General features: G+C 47.7%; 11 protein-coding genes. 1 reads left to right on the top strand and 10 read right to left on the bottom strand.

Annotated features, from left to right (window positions below; all coding sequences use genetic code 11):
• Window positions 1-137 precede the first annotated feature (137 nt).
• Window positions 138-1,079 carry a malate dehydrogenase gene (gene mdh / locus J2W69_RS19655; RefSeq protein WP_310281743.1) on the bottom strand — a complete coding sequence of 314 codons (942 nt, stop codon included), beginning with the start codon at window positions 1,077-1,079 and terminating at the stop codon, window positions 138-140.
• 185 nt (window positions 1,080-1,264) lie between these two features.
• Between mdh and argR the strand changes: the two genes are divergently transcribed.
• Complete coding sequence (gene argR / locus J2W69_RS19660; RefSeq protein ID WP_310281746.1) at window positions 1,265-1,735, top strand: transcriptional regulator ArgR; 471 nt, start codon at window positions 1,265-1,267, stop codon at window positions 1,733-1,735.
• Here the strand turns inward: argR and J2W69_RS19665 are convergent.
• From J2W69_RS19665 to J2W69_RS19705, 9 genes are all read right to left on the bottom strand, one after another.
• Window positions 1,718-2,641, bottom strand: coding sequence for a Dyp-type peroxidase (locus J2W69_RS19665; RefSeq protein ID WP_310281749.1), 924 nt, complete (start codon window positions 2,639-2,641; stop codon window positions 1,718-1,720). The two genes, argR and J2W69_RS19665, sit on opposite strands and share 18 nt — an antisense overlap.
• Before the next feature lie 1,041 nt (window positions 2,642-3,682).
• Window positions 3,683-4,954 carry an ammonium transporter gene (locus tag J2W69_RS19670; RefSeq protein ID WP_310281752.1) on the bottom strand — a complete coding sequence of 424 codons (1,272 nt, stop codon included), beginning with the start codon at window positions 4,952-4,954 and terminating at the stop codon, window positions 3,683-3,685.
• A 10-nt stretch (window positions 4,955-4,964) separates the two neighbouring features.
• Complete coding sequence (gene glnK, locus J2W69_RS19675) at window positions 4,965-5,303, bottom strand: P-II family nitrogen regulator (RefSeq protein WP_310281755.1); 339 nt, start codon at window positions 5,301-5,303, stop codon at window positions 4,965-4,967.
• 180 nt (window positions 5,304-5,483) lie between these two features.
• On the bottom strand, window positions 5,484-5,858 hold the full coding sequence (locus J2W69_RS19680; protein WP_310281758.1) for a YacL family protein: 375 nt from the start codon (window positions 5,856-5,858) through the stop codon (window positions 5,484-5,486).
• A gap of 70 nt (window positions 5,859-5,928) precedes the next feature.
• The gene (gene acnB / locus J2W69_RS19685; RefSeq protein WP_310281761.1) at window positions 5,929-8,526 is read right to left on the bottom strand and encodes a bifunctional aconitate hydratase 2/2-methylisocitrate dehydratase; all 2,598 of its coding nucleotides are present in this window, start codon (window positions 8,524-8,526) and stop codon (window positions 5,929-5,931) included.
• A 430-nt stretch (window positions 8,527-8,956) separates the two neighbouring features.
• Window positions 8,957-9,823: a DUF7281 domain-containing protein gene (locus tag J2W69_RS19690; protein WP_310281764.1), complete on the bottom strand. Its 867-nt coding sequence runs from the start codon at window positions 9,821-9,823 to the stop codon at window positions 8,957-8,959.
• Complete coding sequence (locus J2W69_RS19695) at window positions 9,823-11,067, bottom strand: hypothetical protein (RefSeq protein ID WP_310281767.1); 1,245 nt, start codon at window positions 11,065-11,067, stop codon at window positions 9,823-9,825. Before J2W69_RS19695 ends, J2W69_RS19690 begins: the two co-directional genes overlap by 1 nt.
• On the bottom strand, window positions 11,067-11,687 hold the full coding sequence (locus tag J2W69_RS19700; protein WP_310281768.1) for a condensin complex protein MksE: 621 nt from the start codon (window positions 11,685-11,687) through the stop codon (window positions 11,067-11,069). The genes J2W69_RS19695 and J2W69_RS19700 overlap by 1 nt, the downstream gene beginning before the upstream one ends.
• On the bottom strand, window positions 11,687-15,346 hold the full coding sequence (locus tag J2W69_RS19705; protein WP_310281772.1) for an ATP-binding protein: 3,660 nt from the start codon (window positions 15,344-15,346) through the stop codon (window positions 11,687-11,689). The genes J2W69_RS19700 and J2W69_RS19705 overlap by 1 nt, the downstream gene beginning before the upstream one ends.
• Between the last annotated feature and the right edge of the window lie 88 nt (window positions 15,347-15,434).

Here is a 15,434-nt window from a genome sequence, read left to right on the forward strand (position 1 = left end):
GTCACCGTTCTGCAGTTGCGCTTCACTTCGTTCACTGTAGCCAGCTTACGGCAGGACTTTCACCTGCAAGAATGCGCCCATGCTGGGCGCACAAGAAAAAGCCAGCATCAGCTGGCTTTTTTATTCTTCAAAGAATCTTAGTTTGCGTTAGCAACAAACTCTTCGCCTAATGTAATGTCAGCTTTTAACGTGCCTAACATGTCGTTCATGGCTTTTTGCTCGTACGCGCTTAATTCGCCGATAGGTAACAGTGCTTCAACACCGTTTTTGCCTAATACGATAGGTTGTGCGAAGAAACGGGCATGTTCACCCTGGCCTTCAACATAAGCGTATTCATTCACTGTTTCGCCTTGTAAGCCTTTGACTAAAGACACACAGAAACGTGCAGCAGCCTGACCCATAGACAGAGTTGCAGATCCGCCACCGGCTTTAGCTTCAACTACTTCAGTTCCAGCGTTCTGGATACGGTAAGTTAAAGAAGATACTTCTTCATCTGTGAAGGTGATATCTTTGATTTGAGACAACAGAGGCAAAATAGTAGTACCGCTGTGGCCACCAATGACAGGAACAATCAATTCAGCCGGGTTTTTGCCTTTTAATTCAGCAACAAAAGTCTCAGCACGGATCACATCCAGTGTAGTTACACCAAATAAACGCTTCGGATCGTAAGTGCCTGCCTTTTTGAATACTTCCGCAGCGATAGCTACAGTGGTATTCACAGGGTTAGTGATCACACCTACTAAAGCTTTAGGGCAGTTCACTACTATGGCTTCAGCCAAAGTTTTTACTACACCAGCATTGATGTTAAACAAATCAGAACGGTCCATACCTGGTTTGCGTGGCATACCAGCCGGGATCATCACGATATCTGCACCAATCAGGGCTTTGTCCAGGTCTTCTTTACCAAAACCTGTAATCTTCACCGCTGTCGGGATATGACTTAAATCAACAGCTACACCTGGTGTGACCGGAGCTAAATCATACAGAGCTAAATCAGTACCAGCTGGTAAGTTTAACTTCAATAATAAAGACAGCGCCTGACCTATACCACCAGCAGCACCTAATACGGCAACTTTCATGCTATTCTCCCAATTTACGGTTCAAAAGAAACGCGCCAACAATACTGAAATGTGGCACAAAATACAAATCACTTACGCCTAAAGTCTAAGCATTTTATCCGATTTTGGTGTAATTTACTTGCTGAACCAGAGTATTAGTCCAAGTTCGGTCAAGACGGCCGGAAAAACAAAAAGTTTAAACAAAAATGATGACTAAACAATCCAAACAAGAAGCACTGATCCAGGCCTTTAAATCCTTGCTGAAGGAAGAACGTTTTGGCTCACAAGGCGATATCGTTGATGCGCTGAAAGCTGAAGGCTTTGACAACATCAGCCAATCAAAAGTGTCCCGTATGTTAAGCAAATACGGCGCAGTACGAACCCGTAATGCAAAGCAGGAGATGGTGTATTGTTTGCCGCCTGAATTGGGTGTGCCCACCACCAAAAGCCCGTTACGACAATTAGTGCTGGATATAGAACACAACGATGTGATGATCATTATCCGCACCAGTCCTGGTGCTGCTCAGCTGATTGCCCGTTTATTGGATTCTGTAGGTAAAGCCGAAGGCGTGTTGGGCACCATAGCAGGTGACGACACCATCTTTATCGCACCCACCAGCGTTAAAAATATCAACTTCACCTTAAATAAGGTGACAGAGTTATTTGAAAAGGTCTGATCCGGCCTGCTCTTCCAGGAAATTGATCGAGGGGGCAAAAAAAGCCGCCCCCGCTTCCACCTGACAATAATCCAACAGCAAGTCTGCGGCCTCAGTGTGATGACCTAACCGGGTTGCCAACCACAACGGCACATCTATAGCATTGGCTGAAAAACCAATGGAAATCATTCCTTGCGAACGAATATCTGCCACCGGCATATTTTGCCAGAGGATCTGTTTACGGCCAGTTTCATTCTCTAAAGCTGTTTTATCGGCGTGCGAATTGGCCTGACGTTGAGCTGACGGCAGCAACTGCCCATCCAGCTTGTTCCGTCCCATTACAGCTTCCTGCTCTGGCATGGTCAGTTGTTGCCAGCGTTGTAAGTCATACTGATACCTCAGCATATAGACATAGCTGCCAGCACTCATTGGGCTTTTGGGTTCATTGCTGATCAGCGCACATAAACGACGTTGTTTGCCTTTCGGGTTATCAGGTGTATCGTGAAACCCGGTCAGATTGCGACCATCCAGATAACGAAATGCGTGCACTTGTTCGTACAAGTCCACATGTTGCTGCAGCAAATGGTAAATCTGTTGAGTAGCAATATGAATGACATCAAAACGGTCAGCACGAATTTGAATCAACAGATCAGGAGCTACTACAGGTAAATCGGCAAGATTGTCAGTAAAAGCAGGCCAGGGCTGTGGTTGATGCTCTGGATACAAATGCGGCCAGTAGTTCTGCCCTATAGCCACCACCACATTGAGCATGGCCTCAGAAAATTGATCAGACAAGCGCTCCGCCAACATAGGTACTTTCGCTAACTGCAAGCGTACATAGTGCTCATGACCATCCAGGGCATTCAGCAGCACATAACAACAATGCAAGTTTGCTTCGGCACAAATGCCTGATTGTTCCCGGGCCATATTCATCTCACCAGATTCAAGGGAGCGCGATCATACCAATTTGACTGGTATTGGTCAGTAGTTTTCATTCAAGTCAGTATCAGGCAGGCAATTGCCCTGCATTCGTGTGAGATATATCTCACAAATCAGTAAGCTAATGCAGCATTTTCTGCAAGCAACACCTTGGCAAAAAACTCATAAACAATTGATTTAAAATAACTTACGCTCAAATGAGAACAAGTTACAATAATATTTCACCACAAGTATTTAACAAACAAGGTCCTTTTCCAGTGCTAAATGCACGATAATTATTTTGTCGCTGGATGTGACGGCTCGACAAGATGTTAAGCAGGACAAGCTACAAGAGGTAGCAGCAGGAAGCCGGGATACCAAAGGATTGTGCAGGGTAGCACAAGGATGAACAGGACAGGCTCCGGATTGAGCATACATCTTCAGGATGAAGATACAAGGACAAGGACTCTGCCGGAGGCAGAAGGTACTCTCAGGATGAGAGTTAAATGGAGAAGGATGCTGCGGGGATGCAGTTGGATTGTTCAGGATGAACACAGGGATGATCCATCAGGGATAGTGGTTGGAAGGACGCCACCAAGTTTTAGGGGCCGCGAAGTTCGCGGCCCGTCTTATTTTCAGACCAGCCGCTTTTATTTTTCACTATGTCTCACATCAAAAATTAGCCTGACCATTCACGCACCACTTTAATGCACTGATTGCGCCACTCTGACGCACTTTAGAGTTTTCGCACTAACAATAATGTTGTTTTTTTCACCAGAGCTCTTTTCCTGTTTGAAAACAGCTGTTAGATTACAGGCGTTCTTTGCAAAATGATTTGGCGACTGCACTAAAACAGCGCACAGGTCCGTGGCTAAGACCACAAGAAAAAACCCCGGAAGCTTGCGCCGCCGGGGTTGTCTGATAAAGACAAAGGACAAGGATAGACGAATTTGGTGGTACGGGTTTAGTTGCCAAGACCAACTGCTACTTGCGTAGCGGCTGGCTTGGCAACCAGCTCCTGAGAAGCCCCACCGGCTCTTCCCAGGCTGCCTACTTTACTGTCGATACAAATTCAGGATAGGCTTCTACACCACACTCTGAACGATCAACACCTTCATATTCTTCCTGCTCTGAGACACGGATACCCATAGTCATTTTCAAAGCAAACCACACTACTGAGCTGGCCACAAAGACCCAGACAAAAATAGTAGCAGCACCAGCCAGTTGACCCACTAAAGTGGCCGACTCTTTGGTCAGAGGAACAATCAATAATCCAAATAAACCTACTGTACCGTGTACAGAAATTGCACCTACAGGGTCATCAATTTTTAGCTTATCTAAGGCCAGAATAGAACCTACCACTAACACACCTGCAATAGCACCGAAGATAGAGGCTTCCAGTGGTGTTGGCGTTGAAGGTTCAGCGGTAATAGCTACTAAGCCAGCTAAAGCACCGTTTAATGCCATGGTTAAGTCAGCCTTTTTGAACAACAACATAGACAAGCCGATAGCAGCAATAGTTCCGGCAGCAGCAGCAGCATTGGTATTTAAGAACACCACGGCCACAGCATTAGCATTGGCAATATCGCCTAACTTCAATACAGAACCACCGTTAAAACCAAACCAGCCTAACCACAGAATTAAAGTACCTAAAGCAGCCAGTGGCATATTGGAACCAGGGAAAGCGTGAGCTTTGCCGTCTTTGCCATATTTGCCTTTACGGGCACCTAACAACAGAACACCAGCTAAAGCAGCGGCGGCACCAGCCATATGCACTATGCCTGAACCAGCAAAATCAGAGAAACCCAGGTCACCTAAACTGTATAAACCAAATACAGACTGGCCACCCCAGGTCCATGAACCTTCCATTGGGTAAATCACACCTGTCATCACCACCGCAAAACTCAGGAAGGCCCATAACTTCATCCGTTCAGCCACAGCACCAGAGACAATAGACATCGCTGTTGCAACGAAGACCACCTGAAAGAAGAAATCTGAAGGTTTTGCATAAATAGCTGCCCCCTCAAAGCCATTTTCACGTTCGCCAAAACTGGTTAACGTCTGGGCTACGTCAATATCAGCAATTCCTGTTAAGAAAAAGCCACCGTCATACATCAGCTCGTAGCCACAGATCAGATACATCACACATGACACAGAATACAACACCACGTTTTTAGTCAAAATTTCAGTGGTATTTTTTGCCCTGACTAAACCAGCTTCCAGCATTGAAAAGCCAGCGGCCATCCACATCACTAAAGCGCCACACACCAAAAAGTAGAAGGTGTCCATCGCAAACTGTAAATGATAAATTTGTTCCTGCATGATTTACCCCTTAGATGGCTTCTGAGTCCATTTCACCTGTGCGGATACGCACTACTTGTTCTAAATCGTAAACGAAGATTTTTCCGTCACCGATACGGCCTGTGTGAGCAGCTTTTTGGATCACTTCCAATAAACGCTCAACGTTTTCATCTAATACCGCGATCTCCAGTTTTACTTTAGGTAAAAAGTCGACCTGATATTCCGCTCCCCGATAGAGTTCTGTATGACCTTTCTGACGACCGAAGCCTTTTACTTCTGTCACAGTAAGACCTTCAACACCGATGTCCGCTATGGCTTCACGGACATCGTCAAGCTTGAATGGCTTGATGATGGCACATACGAGTTTCATGGTTATTATCCTTATGGTGTCTTGTTGCATTTGCCAATAAGACAAGAAAACCTTGTGCCAAGATTTATAAATGTTATTTTTCAATGAGTTACGAAATAAAATTTAAAATGCTCAAAAAAAACGCACCAAGAAGGTGCGTTTATTCACTGCCAGAGTGCAGCTGAAGGATAAAAAAACAAATCAGGCAGGCAAAAAGTGCTGCCATTGAGCGAGTAAATGCAGCAGATCTTCCAGACCACATTCAGCATAAAGCTGGCTTTGATCCAGCTCCAGATCCTGTTCAGGATCCAGTTCAGTATCAGCACTGCCTTCCTGCAACAATGCATAGTGGCAAATCACCACTTCAGAGGCCTGTACTGTCAGGCGATACTCTTTGCCATCCCATTGATACTGACTTTGTGGTTTGAGCTGTTGTAGCTGCGTGAACAGAGGCTGATAGGCACTGGCTTTTTGTTCAAACTCATCCAGCAAAAAACACTGCAGCGCCAGTTGCTCAGAACTTAACTTCAGGCTGTAGCGATTCGCGTCAGTGTTGTAAATAAAATCGAATTCCATGCACTGTTCCAAATAGAAAGGCCCGCTAAGCGGGCCTTTTCTTAAAACTCTCGCAACCTAAATTAACGAATTATACAGCTTGCTGGATAATCACATTGGCCGCTTTGCTGGTGTACTGGCTCATCTGATGGAAATTCAGGTAGCGGTAGGTATCCGCAGCTGTAGTTTCGATCTGTTTTGCGTACTCCAGGTACTCAGGCACTGTTGGCAGACGGCCGATAATAGCAGACACAGCAGCTAATTCAGCAGAAGCCAGATAGACATTAGCGCCCTGACCTAAACGGTTCGGGAAGTTACGGGTAGAAGTGGAGACCACAGTAGTGTTGTCGCCTACACGAGCCTGGTTACCCATACATAATGAGCAACCCGGGATCTCAATACGTGCGCCAACGCGGCCGTAAATACCGTAATAACCTTCTTCAGTCAGCTGATCTTTATCCATCTTGGTTGGCGGAGCTATCCACAGACGGGTTGGGATCTGGCCTTTGAACTTGTCCAACAGTTTACCGGCAGCACGGAAGTGGCCGATGTTGGTCATACAAGAACCGATAAAGACTTCATCAATTTTATCGCCTGCAACTTGCGACAATAAACGGGCATCATCCGGGTCGTTTGGTGCACACAGGATTGGCTCTTTAATGTCTGCCAGGTCGATTTCGATGATGGCCGCATATTCGGCATCAGCGTCAGCACGTTCCAGCTTAGGATCCGCTAACCAGGCTTGCATCGCCTGAACACGACGTTCGATAGTACGTACATCGCCGTACCCTTCGCTCAGCATCCACTTTAACATCACGATGTTTGATTCTAAGTATTCAGCCACTGAAGCTTCAGACAAAGTGATAGTACAACCTGCAGCTGAACGTTCAGCTGAAGCGTCAGATAATTCAAAGGCTTGTTCAGCCGTTAAATGTTCCAGACCTTCAATCTCTAACACACGGCCAGAGAAAATATTGACCTTGCCTTTCTTCTCAACAGTCAGCAAGCCTTGCTTGATGCCGTAGTAAGGAATCGCATGCACTAAATCACGTAAGGTGATACCAGGCTGCATTTCACCTTTAAAACGCACCAGTACAGACTCAGGCATATCCAGTGGCATCACACCGGTCGCAGCAGCAAAAGCCACTAAACCAGAACCTGCAGGGAAAGAAATACCTATAGGGAAACGGGTGTGAGAGTCGCCACCTGTACCTACAGTGTCTGGTAACAACATACGGTTTAACCAGCTGTGGATCACACCATCACCAGGGCGTAAAGAAATACCACCACGGTTCATAATGAAATCAGGCAGCGTGTGGTGCGTGTTCACGTCAACCGGCTTAGGATAAGCCGCAGTGTGACAGAACGACTGCATCACTAAATCAGCAGAGAAACCTAAACAGGCTAAGTCTTTTAACTCATCACGGGTCATAGGACCTGTGGTGTCCTGCGAGCCTACTGTGGTCATTTTTGGCTCACAGTATTGGCCAGGTCTAATACCTTTGACGCCACAAGCTTTACCGACCAGCTTCTGCGCTAAAGTGAAACCTTTGTTGGTCACTTCAGTCACAGCCGGACGTTCAAACACTGTAGAGTGAGGTAAACCTAAAGCTTCACGGGCTTTGTCTGTTAAACCACGACCTATGATCAGAGGAATACGGCCACCAGCGCGCACTTCATCGAGCAGCACGTTAGAACGCAGTTCAAAGGTAGAAATCACTTCATCAGTGCCATGGCGTTTGACCACACCCTGATGTGGGAAAATGTCGATCACATCGCCCATGTTCATGGTTGACACGTCTAATTCGATAGGTAATGAACCTGAGTCTTCCATAGTGTTGAAGAAAATAGGTGCAATTTTGCTACCTAAACAAACACCACCAGTGCGCTTGTTTGGTACAAATGGAATGTCGTCACCCATAAACCACAGCACTGAGTTCGTAGCTGATTTACGGCTTGAGCCCGTACCTACTACATCGCCTACATAAGCCAGTGGGAAACCTTTGGCGATCAGCGCTTCGATTTGTTTGACCGGGCCTTTAGAACCAGGTGCATCAGGCTCGATGCCATCACGCACGTTTTTCAGCATAGCTAAAGCGTGCAGAGGAATATCAGGGCGTGACCATGCATCCGGAGCTGGTGATAAATCATCAGTGTTGGTTTCGCCTGTCACTTTAAATACAGTGACAGTGATTTTTTCAGGGATAGCAGGCTTGCTTGTATACCACTCGGCATCAGCCCAGCTTTGCAATACGGCTTTGGCGTGTGCATTGCCAGCGTCTGCTTTTTCTTTCACGTCATGGAAAGAATCAAACATCAATAAAGTGTGAGATAAACCTTTAGCTGCTAAAGCCGCTAATTTTGGGTTATCCAGCAAATCAATCATTGGCTGGATATTGTAACCACCAAACATAGTGCCTAATAATTCAGTCGCACGCTCAGCAGTCACTAACGGACTTGCTACTTCGCCTTTGGCGACAGCAGTTAAGAAGCCAGCTTTTACATAAGCAGCTTCATCCACGCCTGGTGGAATACGGTTTTCTAACAAATCAACTAAGAATGCACCTTCACCTGCTGGTGGGTTTTTCAATAATTCAGTTAACGACGCCACTTGTTGCGCGTTAAGTGGCAACGGAGGAATGCCTTGGGTAGCACGTTCGGCCACATGTTCACGGTATTGTTGAAGCACAGTAATGTCCTCTGGTTAGGTCGCCACAGAGTACTGTATCAGTACCGCAGCGATAGACAGGAATCTCGAACAGGCTGGATTATAAGAAAAAACCGCCCGAATTGACACCTGAGTATAAGCAAGCAAGCTTATAGTCGCTATAACTTTCGTGAATACCTCGCCTAGTTGAGAATCATTCTCAAGAATGATGCTCAGTACAGCAAAACCTGACAACTACTCCGAAATAAGTATTGAAGATGGGTGATATATTTAGGTTTAAAAAGTAAAGCTTCAGCGACCCGGATTTTGTCTATGCGTGGAATTTTTGTCTTCTTTCAACAAAAAGCTGCTTTACCCGGAAAGTCCAACAGGCACCTGGTCGGATTAGCGCGCTTTCGCACTATGCTAAGTAGTTTGCAAGCTAAGTACTCAGCAAGTTCAAAGCTATAAATCAATTTACTGAAATAGGTTTCAGCAATATTCCCTGCATGTTCTGCTGCCTTAGCCCTTTTAATTGCTCACAAACCACCTGGAGATAAGGCGTAAATGTGTGGGTTATCGTCTTCGCTTTAAGGGCCGGGATAAACTTCAGCTGCTCATCCGGCAGCATGGCCGGGCTGGCCTGCTGTTGTAGTGTGGCAATATCAGGCAGCAGCATGGCGCTGTAGCCTTCGTTTAACGCAATACTCAGGCCCTTAGCGTCACAATCACCAAAGTAGAGCACAGGCTTATGCTGCTTAAGCCAGGCGGCCTTCAGCGCTTTACACCCTTTACTATACAGCTTATCGCCCCGATAAATAATCAGCGGTTGCTGGCAGGTTAACTCTAGCGCGAAGCGCTGCAATTGATAAAAACAATCGAGGTTTTCGACCACCAGCAGGGCATCGTAATCACTTAGGGTTAACTGTTGCCAGTCGATATCAATACACTCCACCGTTACGCCAAGGCCAGTATTGGCGGGAGTATTCAGCTTCAGTAGCACTCTGTGCTGGCGGGGTTTTACCCCAATGCTTTTGAGTTCCTGATGATGATTAACCGCATTATCCATCCTGCTCTTGTGCTTAATATCATCCTGAAAACAGGCCTGTTGCCATCTTCGTTGTACGGCAGCGATGTCATTTAATAGTGTCAGGGTAAAAGTGAATTGCGGCAGTTGCAGGCTGTTACCTGGTACCAGGTCATGCTCAATACACCACAGCAGCACTTGTTGTACCGATTTAACACTAGTGTTGACCCGCTCGCTGCCACTGGCCTTCAACCTCTGTTGTAGTTGCTGTAAGTAGCGAAGTGCCTGAGCAGTGAGCGGCGGATAGTGCATCAGGCCACCTGTAAACCAATGCTGATATCGCGGATCAGCAACAGTTCATTAAAGGCACTGGCTTTGATTTCTTCGCGCACTACGGCAAACATCTGCTTTTCATCAACTGGCAGCGCCTGATACTCGGCGATGATCTGATATAGCCAGATCTCGCTATCCCAATTCAGTTGCTGTGCAGCTAAATAGTCGAGGGCGCTTAAGCTGCTGCCTTGATCAATCACCCTCAGGTAAAAGTTTTCGACATCAGTTTTTAGCGCTTGCTGACGCGCGGCAATTTCGTCGTCCACTAATAAGGCACTAAAACTGGCGCTTTGTGTATCAGTCAGCACCACAGCTTTGTGACGTGGCAGCGCCCGGACCAACTCGGCCAATACCTGCCGATCGCTGGCTTTATCCAGCGCTATTGCTGCCTGTGGTTGAATGGCCGCAGCCTGGTTGAACAGGCCGGGCAGTTCACTGCGATTGGGGTAATCAGCTGGCTGGTATTTCGGGTGCTGACGCAAAAAAGCTGCCATATTGGCAATCAGCATAGCGCGCGATTGCTGCTGGCGGAATCTGGCTAACAGCTCCACCAGCCGTTTTTGCACTTCTAACAAGCTGCTGTGGTGCGAACTCAGCTGGCTTTGCAACTGACTGACCAACAGCTTACGCAGGTGGTTATTGCCTTCAGACAGCTCAATTAACTCATTAAAGTCGAGTAAGTCCAGGCCATCGAGCAGGCGGCGTAATTGCTTTTGTGCCCTTTCGTTTTCACGAATTTTATCATCCAGGCTGCTCACAAAACCAAAGTCGCTGTTCAGCCGGTGCCATAAACTATCAATCGCTTCTTCAAACTGGCCGCTTAAATCGTGTACATGTTCGGTTAAACGTTGCAGCTGCAGCTCGGCTACACTGTAGTCGCCCTTGTACTGTGCATCGCGGTACGCTTGCACCCGGTTGCGAATTTGCTCCAGTTTTTCGGCCACATCGGCATTAATCTGCCTGCGGTTTTCATCGGCCACCATACTGGCAATCAGTTCACTGACTAAAGGCCGCAGCGCCAAAGGTTGTTGTTCGTCTGGGCGCCATAAGATGCGGGATGCAATCAGCTTTTTCAGCGCCACATCGGTAAAGGCGTTCTCGTCAATAAAGCCATCGATATAGCCCTGCATCAACGGCTTATGGTGTTTGCCTAACAAGGCTAAACGTTCGGCTCCAATGCTAAACAGGTTAGAGGCGGTGCTATTTGCGTCTAATGCCGCCATCAGAACAGCGCCTCCTGCGTTGGGGTATCGTCAACAGGCAGATGCTCCTCATCGCGGATAAAGCGAATAACATCAATCAGATAATCTATTTTACCAGTGACAATATAGTACTGACGCTCCACATGGGGCTGCAGTAAATAACCATGTTCTTTTAAACGGCGGAAAATCTGCTTCACCTGGCTGTCGACCTGCTCACTCTGGCTGTTAAAGAAGCGATCGCCGGCAAGTTGACTCAGCCGCTGACGCAAGCTTTGGTTATCTTCAGTGCGCAGCACAAATTCCTGCAGCTTAATGGTATCACCTGCGGTCAAAGCACTGTCGCGGCCCAGGGTTTCCTGCACCAGTTGCAGCCACTCCAGCAGCGGCAACAAAGATTGCACCGTTAAGGCAAACTGGCTGCTTAAATGCTCGCGCGCGTCTTTGTTGAGCTCGTGATAACCCAAAAAGTACAGACTGTTGTCATCATTGCTTACCAAACGGCGGTTCAGTGGCCGCAAGTAATGATTAATCTCCTGCTGCGTTTGCTCCTGGCTTAAATGGCGATAAGCATCTTCATCGGTAATTTTACAGATGAAATCACCGGCCAGCAGGCGCTCTAATAAAGGTCCGTGTTGTATCATTAGCTGGCCTCCTGCTGTTTCTGGGCTAAGCGGTCAGCTAAACGGCTGACTTTAGGCTGGATGCGCTTTAAGCGCCTTTGGTTTTGCTGATCGGGCTCAATTAAATAGCGGTGCCGGAACAACATTAACACATCAGATTCCGGATTCGGGAAGGCGCCGACAATCACAATATTATTGCTGCTACAGGCAGTAAATAGCTTTTCAACGTTGTGATAAGCCAAAGTGCCAATTTCGTCAATCGGCCAGTGAATGGCCACCTTGGCCTCGCCGCGCAGTAAGCGGGTAAAGGCCAGTAAGTACTTACATAAAATCAGGTAAGCCATACCATGACTGGAGGACTCCAACAATTGCCTGTCGTTTTTAATCACCAGCTCAGAGCCGCCTTCGCTTAAATGCAACTCTAAGCGCAACAGCGACTCGATGCTGTATTGCTCATCGGCACGCAGTAAGTCCACCACATCGGCCAGTGCATTTAAGTATTGCTCTGAGGGCAGCGCTTTACCAGAGGCCCCCCAGTCATCATACAGCTTGGCAAAGTGCTTTAGCGGCAGCCAAAAGCCCAGCTCATCGATGGTTGATAAAATACGTACTTCTGAGCGGCTTATACCTTCGAGTACTAAGTCATCGGCGACCGCTTCGCTTAAGCGCCGGCTTTGCAACGCAATACGGCGGTTAATATCGCTGAAGACTGTAAAGAATTTCTTTAAATCGCCACCGAAATTTTCGCCCATTTCCAGCAATTGCTGCTGCTGGCCTTTTAAAATCTCCAGCAGGTTTTGCAAAATAGGCAATTGCTGACGCTTACCGGCGTGCTCTGGCAATTTGCGTTTTTCGTGCTCCAGCCGGTCTAAAAACTCCGGACCTGCGTCTTTACTGAGTAAGGTTTCAAGCTGCTCTAGTGCCAATTTTAAAGCGCTGTCCAATTTACTGCGCTGCTCTAAGGCTTCGTTAGTGCGCGACAGCCGTTCAATGCTATCGGCCGAGCTTTGCAAGGTCGCTGGCGTCACAGTGATCAGATGCAGCTCTAACAATTTGGCCAATACAGGCTTTAATTGCAGCAAGAAGTGCTCGGCCTGTGTCATCAGCTCTTGCTTCTGGCGTTTTTGCTCGTCCAGCTTTTTCTGGCTATTGCTGTAATCGGTTTTTAGCTGCTCCAGCACTTGCTTAATAGTGCGTTGTTGTTGTTTCAGCTCAGTTTCCCGTGCCAGCAACTCTGGCCGTAATTGTTGCCAATCCAGACTAATAAATTTTTGCCAGGCCCTGAGTTCATCCTGCCGGTTTTCGGTGACTTTAATTTCGGTTTTTAACTGATCCTGTTTTTGTTTCAACTCAGTTAGACGCCGCGGATCTATCCCCTTCGCCGACAACTCTTCATTAAAGGCTTGTTGTAGCTCTTTGATCTGGTTTTTATTGTCATCACGCTTATGCTCTAACTGGCGCTCCAGTTCATCTATTTGCTCATCAAACAGCTGCAGCCCGGCCTGCCAGTCGGCTTTGAGCTCCATTTTCTGGTTGTTATGATCATCTTTTAGCGCCTGCACATCTTGTTGTTGCTGCAGTTTCAGCTTGTCCAGTTGCTGCTGCTGACTGTTCAGTTCCTGACGTACACTGGTCTGACGTTGTTTGATCAGTTCGCGCTGTTGAGCCTGCAAGCGATCACGGGCATCGCGGGCGTAGTCAATATTTTGTTCGGCCTGAGTGAATTGCCACTCGGCTTGCTCCACCTGAGCACGGATCAGCTCCGCCTGTTCAAAGCGCTCTTTTAGCAGCTTTTCAGCCTGGGTTTTATTGGCGTTAGCTTGCTGCAACTGCTGCTCAGCGCTATGAATGCGATGCCGGATCGCTGCTTCATCCTGTGCATAGTCCGGCGTGTCAATGACATTCAACTCCAGCGTTAAGCCGTATAAACTGCTCGTCATATCAAGTAAATGTGGTTGTAAATCCTGCCGCTCCAGTAAACGCTCGTCCAGCACCTTGCCAAGCTTTTGCTCCCAGCCGTTATAGTGCAGTCGCAAAAAATGCCGCAAGCTACCTTGCTCAGGCGTCAGTTGGCGATGCAGTTGCTGTAACTGCTGTTCGGCATTATGCAGTGCTTTACGGCTGTGCTCTAACTGCTGATCGGCTTGCTCGCGCTGCTGGCGCGCCTGTTGATACTGCTGCTGTAGTTGCTGCAACTGCCGTGCCTGTTGCTGGGCTTGTTGCTGGGTTTGTTCTAAGCGCAGTTCAGCCGCGCGCAGCTCGTCGTGCTCGATATCAGTTAAGTGCGAGGCGCTGAGCTGACTGTTCAATACAGCAATAGCACTGCTTAGCTGCGTAAGTTGATCAGCAAACTGCTGCTGCGCTTGTTGTAAACGGCTGTGAAAGGCTTGTTCCAACGCGGCTAATTTGCTGTCTTGCTGCTCGCGGGTGGCATCTTTTTGTTGCTGTAATTGCCGGGCTTTGATGCGGTGTTGCTCGCTTAAGCGGGTAAAGGCTTCGGCCAGTTTGGCTTTGCGTTGCTCCAACTGACGTTCCAGATCGCCGTGCTGATCGACCATAAGCCGGTATTGCTCGATAACTTCCTGCAAGGTGTCGCGCGACAGCGGCAGTGCATCGGTGTCCCGTTGCAGCTTTGGCATATCTTTGGCGTCGTAGTCGTCAAAGCGTTGTTGCAGCTGATCTAAACGGGCGCTGGTTTCGTGCAAATCAGCTTCGGCTTTACTCAGTTGGCCATTTTGCTCCAGTTGCTGAGCGTTAAACTGCTCTTTTAACGTCAGCAACTGACCACGCAGCTGATTTACTTGCTGCTCGGCATCGGCTTTTTTCAGCTTTTCTGTCTGTTCATCTTGTTGCAACAATGGCAGTAAAGCCGCTAATTGCGCTTCAGCACCATCTAATTGCTGCGCCAGCTGCTTTAAGCGTTCAAAATCCTGTTGCAGTTTATCCAGCCGCATCGACTGCCGCATGTGCTGGATCCACTCGCGCGCCTTGGTATTTTTTACTTTAGTGGTAGGTAAAGTTACGCCATCTTCTTCAAAAATCGCCGCCAGCATGGCTTTTAGCGTATCCATTTTGCCTTCTTTGGCATGCACGGCACTAACCAGTTTTTCGATATGTCGCAGTTTGTGCCCACCGCTGACTAAGCTAAAGGTCGCGGCAAGACGGCGCAGTTTTACGCTATCGGCATTGTTACCGCGTAGCGCTGCGGCATCGTTCTGAATAATGCTGCGGTATTCGCTGGTGGCGCTGATTTTAGCTGACACCTGAACCTCGGGGCGACTACGCATAGCGCTGGCCCAGTCGCTGTAACTAAGCGCTTTAACACCTTCGTCACTTTGAGTCAGGTAAAAATCGCTTTGATAAGGGGCGCTGACAAAGCGGTAATCTACGCCGCCATCACTTTTTCGGGTTAACACGACCTGACAAATATCGCTATTTTCACGCTGGTATTCATAAATTAAATAGCTGTTGGAAAATGGCAGATAGAACTCATCAAACTTTTTGCGGGTTTTCGGTACCACCCGGTTCGGCTGCTCGCCATAAAATACCGGTACCAAACGTTGTAAGGTGGTTTTGCCCGAAGCATTGGTACCGCAAATATTAGTATGCTGATCCAGCTGTAATTCAACCACACCCGGCAGGTGGGTATGGATTAGCACAATACGGAGTAATTGAGACATAGCGCATCCTGTCTGCGGCACTTTGCTGCAAGCACCGCCTGATCTTTTTATTGCCGCTTATTATCCATGGAATGATGATAAATGCCAG

The organism is Rheinheimera soli (genome assembly GCF_031457405.1).
GTDB classification, from domain to species: domain Bacteria; phylum Pseudomonadota; class Gammaproteobacteria; order Enterobacterales; family Alteromonadaceae; genus Pararheinheimera; species Pararheinheimera soli_A.

Bases quoted from the DNA above. Each gene is read 5' to 3' on its own strand.
- J2W69_RS19665 (WP_310281749.1), bottom strand. From the start codon at position 2,641: ATGGCCCGGGAACAATCAGGCATTTGTGCCGAAGCAAACTTGCATTGT.
- J2W69_RS19670 (WP_310281752.1), bottom strand. From the start codon at position 4,954: ATGCAGGAACAAATTTATCATTTACAGTTTGCGATGGACACCTTCTAC.
- J2W69_RS19695 (WP_310281767.1), bottom strand. From the start codon at position 11,067: ATGGCGGCATTAGACGCAAATAGCACCGCCTCTAACCTGTTTAGCATT.
- J2W69_RS19705 (WP_310281772.1), bottom strand. From the start codon at position 15,346: ATGTCTCAATTACTCCGTATTGTGCTAATCCATACCCACCTGCCGGGT.
- J2W69_RS19680 (WP_310281758.1), bottom strand. From the start codon at position 5,858: ATGGAATTCGATTTTATTTACAACACTGACGCGAATCGCTACAGCCTG.
- argR (WP_310281746.1), top strand. From the start codon at position 1,265: ATGATGACTAAACAATCCAAACAAGAAGCACTGATCCAGGCCTTTAAA.
- mdh (WP_310281743.1), bottom strand. From the start codon at position 1,079: ATGAAAGTTGCCGTATTAGGTGCTGCTGGTGGTATAGGTCAGGCGCTG.
- glnK (WP_310281755.1), bottom strand. From the start codon at position 5,303: ATGAAACTCGTATGTGCCATCATCAAGCCATTCAAGCTTGACGATGTC.
- J2W69_RS19690 (WP_310281764.1), bottom strand. From the start codon at position 9,823: ATGCACTATCCGCCGCTCACTGCTCAGGCACTTCGCTACTTACAGCAA.
- J2W69_RS19700 (WP_310281768.1), bottom strand. From the start codon at position 11,687: ATGATACAACACGGACCTTTATTAGAGCGCCTGCTGGCCGGTGATTTC.